Here is a 3,145-nt window from a genome sequence, read left to right on the forward strand (position 1 = left end):
AGACTATATCCGGTAGCAACATATTCTACTTTAACTTTTGTAACCGGACAATCCACAGAGCCACTGCCCCAACAATTAGTAGGCACATCTTGCTCGTCAGCCGCCAAAGCTTCAATATTATCTAATAATAATGTATTTACTTGAGGTTCTTTTAATGAGTAATTTACAGAAAGAACCGCCATTATCAGAATAGAAAAGAATAATAGTTTCTTCATATATACTATAGTTTTATCGATTAATTAATGGAAACGAAAGTAGGCAATTGGATTACAACCACCAATAGATTAATCTATCCATTTCTATCTAACCGAATCTATCTACTATATATACTATCATAGAGATAAGGCTCTCATTCAAAAAAATCCCATTTCATCGGAAATTATAGTTTCTTATTTGTTCCTTCTAATTTGCAATTGATATCCAATATTTTCATATCTTTGAATCTCAATAGATGGAACATTCTCAAAAACTCTTCGCAAACGACTTATTGCATTATGAAGTCTCGGATCATTATTTGATTTATCCGACCAAAATATTTTCTTGATTTCTTCGTCTTTCAATATGTAATCTGGAGCTTCTAAAAAATGTTTTAATAAAATAGCTGTTTGTGGTAATATCTGAATTTCCTCTTTACCAAATATAAGCTTTCTCAAATCTGCATCAAACATAATACCTTGGTCCATATAATAGATATGAACAGAGGTAGGAGCAACAATGTTCTTTTGCCATCTCTTTCTAAAAAATATCACTATATTAATAATAACTGCACACAGCCAATAAATAAAGCCATAAACAAAGCCTCTTACACCCACAAGAGTAAAAAATGAAAAGTAGAAAAAGCCTTTTACTTCAACCTCGCAACGATAACCTGCCGTAATATCGAATTCTGGTATACAATTTTCATGTAAAAAAGAGTCAGGGTATACACTTTCTGTAATATTTTCATCTTTATCGGATACCAAAAGCTGCAATGCAAAAGTGCCAGACAAACTTTGCTGCTTCAAATGCAGTTGCCATTTTTCATATAAAGAGTCCACTACTAAAGGATGTTTAGATAAATAAGCAGTATGTAAAAAACTTAATCGTGGATCAGATGTTACATTTTTAGAACTTTTTTCTTTATCCAAGCAGTATCCACGTTTTCCACTTTCATCTGTTATATAAACCGTATCAGGATACTCCTCCAATCGCTGTTTCCTCCCACTAGTGTAAAAATAACCATCAAAAGCATCTTCTTGTAAATGTTGCAAAAAAACTGCTTTAAAAACACTTTCCACTCTTTCACTGAACATTTTTTTTCTAGCCTCACAATATAATTGTCCTAGAATGAAAAATAATACTATCTCCAGAATAAATATTATTAGCAAAAGGCGCATCTTTTGTTTATCTTTAAATGTAATTGTACCGCTTAGTTTCGTTAGTAATTTCATAGCGTGACTTATTTTATCTGTTTGAATAGCACAAAGGTAGCATTATTTGCAATAATTGACAGACAATATAAAAACTATTTTGAGTTTTTGGTTATATCAAAAATAATCTTTCCAACCAAAGAAATTAGTCTATTTTTAAGATTCACTCTATAAATATTAAATCAAAATAAAAGCAAGAAGAGAAATAAATGCATAAATCAATGCAAGAATATACCGTTTTCAGACTAAATATTACATAAATAAGGGATAAAAAACGAATTATTTACCGCTAACTAAGCTTTGTTCCTCACCGAGGAACGACTCGTTGCCCGGTGTGCGTCGCTTCCTTCCTCACCGAGGAACAATACATTCATCGGTGAGACCCAAATTTATCGGTATATTTTCAGCTATTTCACACTATATTCCATCCAAATCAAATATAGCAAAAAGAAAGTACTTATCAAATAATCAAACGAATATCCGCAAATAGCCTCTTTACAGCAAACAATAAGCATCCAAATAACCTAAAAACAAAGCACCACGGATTTCCACAATCCCTAATTACTCACATATTTATTCGCATACAAGACTCTGTTTTAAATTCAAGCAGGAGAAACGCATAAGATATCCAATTTTTATGTATGTTCTCATTTCAAGACTTCCATATATAAAAAAATCCTATATCATGTCTAAGATGATATAGGATACTAACAATTATATAGAGGCGTTTATTACAACGCCTTTATTTCTTCTATGGACAAGCCTGTGACTTGCGAAATAACATCAAGAGGAATATTCAGAGTCTTCATATTGCTTGCTGCTTCCCTTTTCTCTTCCAGACGGCCTTCATTAATACCTTCCACACGTCCTTCAGCATGACCCTCTACACGACCTTCAGCATGTCCTTCTGCACGTCCTTCTGCACGTTCCGTAAATATATTATCTTTTAATATGACAATATTATCCAAATGGCGATAGTAAGCATCAAGCTCTGCTTTAGTCATCTTGTCAAGTTTTAATCGTTCACGGGCTTCTGTTAAACCTGGAGCAGTCGCACTATCAGGAATATCACCTGTATTCAGATAATAGATCCATTCTTCCAATGGGCTTTTAGCTACCTGATTAAAATCATTGACCTTCAAAATATAATATTCAGGATAAAGTTGACTTACTGTATCCACTTTAAAAGTTTGTTTCTGAAAAGGAGTCAGTTCAAGCATATCTCCCTGATGAATTCCCCGGAATTCCGTTTTACCGTGATATACGGTATCTTTACCACTACCCAAAGAAAAATAGACAATATTGACACTATATACTTTACGTACCTTATAATAGCCTTCTCCACGATTAATATACTCGGTTACTAATTTTGAAGTACCAAACAGCATACGTTGAAAATAAGCATACTCATTATTATTCTGAACTTCAATCAGAATAAGTTCACCTTTCGAGTTTTCAGCAAGCATATCTACACGATTATACTTATCAAATTCATCTTCTTGATTGCTTTCACTCTCCAAAAGTTTCTGAATGACTATCTTTTCATTCAAAAGAGTAGTCAGAAGGCCTTCAAGAACAGCAAAATTGGCTTTATTACGCAATAAACGCTTCATAGCCCAATCGAAACGAATATAATTACTCGGCATAAGTTCGTCTCCTTTCTTGTTATCTTGTTTCATGCTAACAAAATTATATAGAAAAATCGAGTTTTTCTACACCGGCACAATAAAAACCGA

At 33.0% G+C, this 3,145-nt stretch carries 3 protein-coding genes; all 3 read right to left on the reverse strand.

Features of this window, described 5'->3' with window-relative positions; all coding sequences use genetic code 11:
- The coding region (locus DW173_RS23450) for an NVEALA domain-containing protein (RefSeq protein WP_120145335.1) at positions 1-215 on the reverse strand (215 nt) is incomplete at its 3' end.
- 174 nt (positions 216-389) lie between these two features.
- Positions 390-1,430 carry a transcriptional regulator gene (locus DW173_RS23455; protein WP_118195044.1) on the reverse strand — a complete coding sequence of 347 codons (1,041 nt, stop codon included), beginning with the start codon at positions 1,428-1,430 and terminating at the stop codon, positions 390-392.
- Between the two features lie 710 nt (positions 1,431-2,140).
- The gene (locus DW173_RS23460; protein WP_120145336.1) at positions 2,141-3,088 is read right to left on the reverse strand and encodes a PD-(D/E)XK nuclease family transposase; all 948 of its coding nucleotides are present in this window, start codon (positions 3,086-3,088) and stop codon (positions 2,141-2,143) included.
- Positions 3,089-3,145: the final 57 nt, after the last annotated feature.

The organism is Bacteroides sp. AM16-13, assembly GCF_003602705.1.
Classification (GTDB): Bacteria; Bacteroidota; Bacteroidia; order Bacteroidales; family Bacteroidaceae; genus Bacteroides; species Bacteroides xylanisolvens.